Source organism: Acetobacter fallax, assembly GCF_011516735.1.
GTDB lineage: Bacteria > Pseudomonadota > Alphaproteobacteria > Acetobacterales > Acetobacteraceae > Acetobacter > Acetobacter fallax.
The window spans coordinates 45,446-52,011 of record NZ_WOSX01000023.1 but is presented as its reverse complement, the minus strand read 5'-3'; the positions used below and the strand labels follow the sequence as shown (position 1 = coordinate 52,011).

Sequence of the window (6,566 nt, the reverse complement as noted above, 5' to 3'; positions counted from 1 at the left end):
GACACTCGTCGCTCTCGCATACAACTGCAAAAGAATGGCACGGCTTCAAACAGCATAAGCCGGGTCAGCCTCGGCGTTATCAGCCGCAAAATGCCCAACCCGACAGGCTGCTAAACCGTGACACGTCCACTATGGAGTTGACGTCAGATGCTCCGTTATAGAAAAACCACCCAAATTTATAAATCGTATTATGAAAAAGTTATATCCTGAATGAAAAAAGTCGCTACTTCGCGTCCTTGCCAGACTTCATGACGAAGATATCCCACTAAATTTAGGAGTGGTCGCGTCCGGTCTTCAAGTGCTGTAAGAACTGGGCTTTCGGTGACGCGGAACATAAGGGCTTTAATATTGCGATTACCTTCACCGGCCAAAATCAGCCGTAAAGTAGTACCATTCGTTCCAATGCGATCGAGTTTCATGACCTGCACATTGGTCAGTGCGATCAGAGGTTCTTCATTTCCTTGCCCAAAAGGGGCGAGAATATCAATGGCTTTAGATGTCTCAACTGACACGCCACGAGGTGAGAGGACTGCGTCGATCTGGAGTATCGTGCGATCTGGCTGAGAACTTGCTGCTGCCAGTCTGATATTCAAAAAAGCTAGAAAATCGGATGCGCGCTGCTTTGGCAGAGTAAATCCGGCAGCCATTGCGTGACCACCGCCATTTGTCAGCAATCCACGTTCTCTGGCAGCTATAACAGCTGCGCCAAGATCCAGACCTTCAATAGAGCGACCTGAACCTTTGATCTGCCCATCGTCCTGTTCGGCACAGACAAGGGTAGGCCTGTTGAATCGTTCCTTGATGCGGCTGGCAACTATTCCCACAACGCCAGCGTGCCATTCAGATCCTATGAGCATCAGAACCGCATGACCTTGTTGATTCTGTTCTTCTGCCTGCTTTATTGCATGTTCAAAGATATCGGCTTCAACGTCCTGACGTTTACGATTAATGGTATTAAGTCGCTCGGCCAGTTCACGTGCCTCTATAGCATCCTGTGTTATTAGCAGGCGTGTACCGAGGTCAGATTCGGCTATTCGACCACCGGCGTTAATTCGTGGACCAAGGGTATATCCGCAGGAAAATGCTGATAGTGCGGATTTTAGCCCGGCGACTTCAGCAAGATGACGCAGGCCAGGACGCAATTGCATCGTCATGGTGCGCAGTCCTTGTCGGACAAAAGCTCTGTTGAGTCCGGTCAGCGGCATAACGTCACAGACGGTAGCGAGTGCAACCAGATCGAGTTCCAGGAGGAGATCTGGCGCTGGCCGCTGATCCGAAAACCATTTGGTTTTTCGAAGTTCGCGCATCGTTGCGACAGCGACAAAGAATGTTAATGCTGCTGCACAAAGAGTATTAAGTTTCGAATGACAATCCGGCCTGTTTGGATTGACCGTTGCCAGAATGTCGGGAAGTTTGCCTTCGGACTTGTGGTGGTCGACGACGATAACGTCTGCACGATCTTTCAGGCAGTGCAGGATATCAGCGGCTGCAGTACCGCAGTCCAGACAAACGATAAGTGTCGCACCCTTGTCTGCCAGGGAAAACAGGGCCGGAACATTGGGACCGTAACCCTCGGTCATTCTGTCCGGGATGTGAGTCAGAACTGTACAGCCAAGTTTCTGCAGTATCGTCGTGAGCAGAGCGGTTGAACAGGCGCCGTCGACGTCATAATCCCCAAAAACTGCAACGGTTTCTTTGTTTTTTATCGCATTGGCAAGGCGTTTTGCCGCGACGTCCATATCTTTCAGACTGGAGGGGTCAGGCATCAGTGCACGGAGAGTGGGCTCAAGGAAATCAGATGCTTCCTCAAGTCGGATACCGCGAAGCGCCATGATCCGGCCAACAATTTCCGGAAGGTTGTAACGCTGTGCGATTGCAGTGCCAACGCGGGCAGTTGCCGGATCCTCTGTGCCGGCTCTCCATTGCCATCGACAGCCAGCAAGTCCGGATTCCACACCAAATGCAGGTGCAGGAAGGACATCGGCGTCAACGGCGCTATGGTCAACACCATTTTTAGCCTGATCGTCTGATGGCGCCGTATCAGACATGCGACGCTATCAGCGTTGGGTAGTCAGAAATCGGGAGAGACATAAACCGTTTGATTAACGTGCACTCCAGGTTTTGGTGTTGAAGTTGTGATGTCCCTCAATAAATCTAAGGGTTCCTGATTTTGAGCGCATAACGAGCGAATGGGTGACGGCGTGATGGGTCCGACGCTTGATCCCCTGGAGAAGGAAACCTGTTGTTACTCCGGTAGCGGAAAACAGAACATCGCCGGCGGCAAGGTCGCGCAGGCCAAGTTTCCTGTCAGGCTGTTTGCCGGGGTTCATTTTTTCTGCGCGATTACGCTGATCTGCGTCCTCAAACAGGAGGCGTGCCTGCATCTGGCCGTGCATGCAACGGACGGCGGCAGCAGCCAGCACACCTTCAGGCGCACCACCAGATCCGGCATAGATATCCACTGTTGCTGTTTCCAGGCATGCGGCAATACCTGCAGCAACGTCGCCATCGGAAATCAGGCGTACACGGGCACCGGCTTCGCGGGTTTTTGCGATCAGCTCAGCATGACGTTCACGATCCAGCGCGCAAAGGACGATTTCACCAACATCCTTTCCTCGCGCTTTAGCCAGATTGCGAAGATTTTCGCCAATGGAGGCATCGAGGTCGATCAGGTCATCGGGCAGACCTGCTCCAACAATGATCTTGTCCATATAGACGTCTGGTGCATGCAGAAAATTACCGTGTTCTGCCAGAGCAACAACAGTAATTGCGTTTGGCATATCCTTGGCACACAGGTTTGTGCCTTCGAGCGGGTCAACGGCGATATCCATTGGTGGTCCGCCTGCGCCGACTTTTTCACCAATGTACAGCATGGGCGCTTCGTCCATCTCGCCTTCGCCGATTACAACCGTTCCGTCGATGGCTACGGTATCAAAAGCGGTACGCATTGCTTCGACCGCGGCTCCGTCGGCGTCGTTCTTCTGGCCGCGTCCCGTCCAGTGAGACGATGCCAGAGCCGCCGCTTCCGTGACGCGGACCAGTTCGAGGGCAAGATTGCGATCTGATACGACGAAGGAACTGAATGTTGTTTCAGCCGACATGAGACTTCTCCGGTTGTGGCAACCTGTTAAAAATTTAAGAGGCGCCGGACTGCTGCAATGGTTGTTCGGGCTTGTAAACTTGCTGGCTGCGGCGTGAATATAATGTCGCGCGGCAGTCGCTTTTCAGGGCATATGCTCGGGAGCTGAATGGCTTTTTTAAGGCATGCTCAGAGATTTTCGATTCTGACAAGGACCGGTGCAGACAGAACAACCGGCAGGGCGGAAATTTTATCAACAGCATGCTGCATTCCGGCTTCCCGTGTAGGGTGAGTCACCAGAACGAGCGATACGTCCTGGTCTGTTCTGGCCGAAGGATGCTGGATCATACTATTGAGCGATACGCCGCAATCCCGAAGGATGGCGGCAATATCGGCAATGACCCCGGGGCGGTCCGTTACTGTCAGGCGGATATAAAATGCTCCTTCGCGTTCTGACGCCGGTCGGCTACGGACGGATTTCAGCTCACTTGAGCTTGTTCCCCATACCGGAGCTGTGGTGTTTCTGGCGAGGTCGATAAGGTCAGCTGCCACAGCGCTGGCGGTCGGCCCCGCACCGGCCCCGCGACCTTCGACCATGAGGCGACCGACAAACGTTCCTTCGGTGATCACAGCGTTAAAAACACCGTCAACCTGGGCGATGGGTGATGCTTCAGGAATCAGACAGGGCGCAACGCGGGCTTCAATCCCGTATTCGTTTCGTCTTGCGAGGCCGATCAGCTTGATACGGTAACCGAGAGTTCTGGCGAAGCTGAAATCAAGCGCGCCGATATGACGGATACCTTCGACGTGGACGCTGTCAAAGATGATGGGGTTACCGAATGCCAGCGAGGCGAGAATGGTTAGCTTGTGTGCGGCGTCGATACCATCGACATCAGTCGAAGGATCAGCTTCCGCATATCCCAGCGCCTGGGCTTCGGCGAGCACGTCGGCAAAATCCCGCCCGGTTTCCCGCATGGCGGTCAGGATATAGTTACAGGTTCCGTTCAGGATCCCGCCGATCCAGAGGATACGGTCGGCTGCCAGTCCTTCCCTGACGGTCTTGATCGCGGGTATCCCACCTGCGACGGCGGCTTCGAACAGCAAAGGAGCTTTATGGCGTTCGCTTAATCTGGCGAGTGTCTCACCATGCAGGGCAATAAGAGCCTTGTTGGCCGTTACGGTTGGTTTGCCGGCCGTGAGCGCGGATTCCACCAGAAGGCGGGCAGTTCCATCAGCGCCACCGATGAGTTCGACAATCACGTCGACGTTCGGATCGCTGACAAGGTCCGTGGCGTTGTCATACCAGCGGAAGGGTGTGACATCGATTCCGCGGTCACGATTCCGGTCACGGGCGGCAACGGCTGTGACTTCGACTGGCCGGCCGGCACGGGCCGTTATCAGGTCGGCGTTGTCGCGGAGCAAAGTGATCAGGCCGGCACCCACTGTACCAAGGCCGGCAACCCCGAGCCGCAAGGGTGTGGCTGATGCTGTGCTTCCCGAGGGTGACGTCACGATATGCTGTCCTCCATGGCAGACTGTCTCTGAGGTGCAGGTGGTGCCTGAGTGGGGTTGATACCATGAGCGCTCAGGAAACCGCGAATAGCACGGGTTGCCTGACGGAGACGCTGTGTGTTTTCAACAAGGCCGATCCGGACGTGGCCTTCACCGTGCTCGCCGAAACCAAGTCCGGGAGCGACGGCCACGCCTGCTTCCTGAAGCAGAAGCTTGGAGAAAGCGACACTGCCCATATCACGGAAGGCTTCCGGAATCGGAGCCCAGGCGAACATTGAGCCTTCGGGAGGCGGGATATCCCACCCGGAGCCCTGGAGGCCGCGAAGGAGAACGTCACGGCGCTCTTTGTAAAGAGCCCGGATTTCAGCGACGCAATCCTGTGGGCCGCTCAGCGCTGCGACAGCGGCGACCTGGATGGGCGTAAAGGCTCCATAATCGAGGTAGGATTTGATACGGGTGAGGGCTGCGATCAGCTGCGGGTTGCCGGCTGCGAAACCCATGCGCCAGCCGGCCATGGAATAGGTTTTGGACAGTGAGGTGAACTCGACGGCGATGTCTTTCGCGCCCGGTACGGCGAGGATCGACGGGGGAACCACGTCACCGAAATAGATCTCGGCATAGGCGAGATCGGAGAGGATGAAGATCTCTTCCTTGCGGCAGAAGGCGACGATTTCCTTGTAGAAATCGAGATCCGCGACATAGGCCGTCGGATTGGACGGGAAGTTGACGATCAGGGCGGTTGGCTTCGGGACGGAGTGACGCACGGCGCGTTCGAGGGCGCGAAGCATGTTCTCATCCGGGTAAGCCGGGATGGAGCGGACTGAGGCGCCTGCGATGATGAAACCGAACTGATGGATCGGGTAGGACGGGTTCGGGACGAGGATGGTGTCGCCGGGGCTGGTGATCGCCGAGGCGAGGTTGGCGAGGCCTTCCTTCGAGCCAAGGGTGGCGATGACTTCGGTTTCCGGGTCGAGTTTCACGTTGAAGCGGCGCTCGTAATAACCGGCCAGGGCCTTGCGAAGACCGGGGATGCCGCGGCTGACCGAATAACGGTGACTGCGGGGGTCAGCGACGGTTTCGATCAGTTTTTTGACGATATGCGGAGGGGTGGGGCTGTCGGGATTGCCCATACCGAGGTCGATGATGTCCTCGCCTCGCGCCCGGGCGGCGGCCTTGGCCTTGTTGACTTCAGCGAAGACATAAGGCGGGAGGCGACGGATGCGATGGAACTCTTCGGTCATGGCCGGACTGTCCTACGGGCTCTTCAGGCTCTTGTTTGCCAGGATGGCAGAATGAAAATGTATAGGAAGCAGCGGGCGGCCAGGCAAGGTGGAGAGTCCAGAGGGGGGTGGGGGTCTGATCTGTCCGGTCGGGGAGGGTGATCGCGGCTGTTTATTTTTTATGAATGGCGGGAGACGTGTCGGGGTAATTGCTGTCCGGGAGTGAGCTTTATTTGCTGCTTGCGGCGGTTTTCCTGATGTTAAGTCCTTTGCCTGAGGATCGGGGATCACGCCTGTCTCTGTATGGGGATGCAAGCTGGTGTCAGCGGTCGGTAGAGAGAAATATACTGGTTTGTTTTGGTGACGCAGGGAGCGTGGAGGCGGATTCCGTAATGTTCCGGACATTTTTGTTTTGTTTTCGAAATATTAAAACTGGTCACCGGTCTGGCTCAGGTAAGGGTGCCAGAGGCATGATTTCGCATCGATGGAAACAGGGAACGCGGCTGGATGCGGAATGATGGCCTGGGGCTTCCTGCAGGTGACGTCAGATTGTGACTGACCGGGTCTGCTTTCGGGACGAAGGGGGCAGGTAATGTTGCGCCTGGGATGATCCTGGGGCAAAGCTGACGGGCCATGAAAAGCTGACTGGCAGGATATGTCTTTCCCAACGGGATTTCAGGTCCGGAAATATTTTCGGGGCCGGAGGCAGAAGATCACAGGGGCGGCCTGTGAGACGATGGCGTTTTTATCCGGTC

The 6,566-nt window shown here is 55.8% G+C and carries 4 protein-coding genes; all 4 read right to left on the bottom strand.

The features are described 5' to 3' along the window. Positions 1–188 precede the first annotated feature (188 nt). Positions 189–2,048, bottom strand: coding sequence for a single-stranded-DNA-specific exonuclease RecJ (gene recJ, locus GOB85_RS11865; protein ID WP_173578850.1), 1,860 nt, complete (start codon positions 2,046–2,048; stop codon positions 189–191). A gap of 54 nt (positions 2,049–2,102) precedes the next feature. Beyond that, entirely contained in the window at positions 2,103–3,101 is a 999-nt protein-coding gene (glpX, locus tag GOB85_RS11860) for a class II fructose-bisphosphatase (RefSeq protein ID WP_173578995.1), read from the bottom strand. A gap of 167 nt (positions 3,102–3,268) precedes the next feature. Continuing rightward, a complete protein-coding gene (locus GOB85_RS11855) occupies positions 3,269–4,591 on the bottom strand; it encodes a homoserine dehydrogenase (RefSeq protein ID WP_173577744.1) in 1,323 nt (440 codons plus the stop codon). Then, entirely contained in the window at positions 4,588–5,832 is a 1,245-nt protein-coding gene (locus GOB85_RS11850; RefSeq protein WP_173577743.1) for an LL-diaminopimelate aminotransferase, read from the bottom strand. The genes GOB85_RS11855 and GOB85_RS11850 overlap by 4 nt, the downstream gene beginning before the upstream one ends. Between the last annotated feature and the right edge of the window lie 734 nt (positions 5,833–6,566).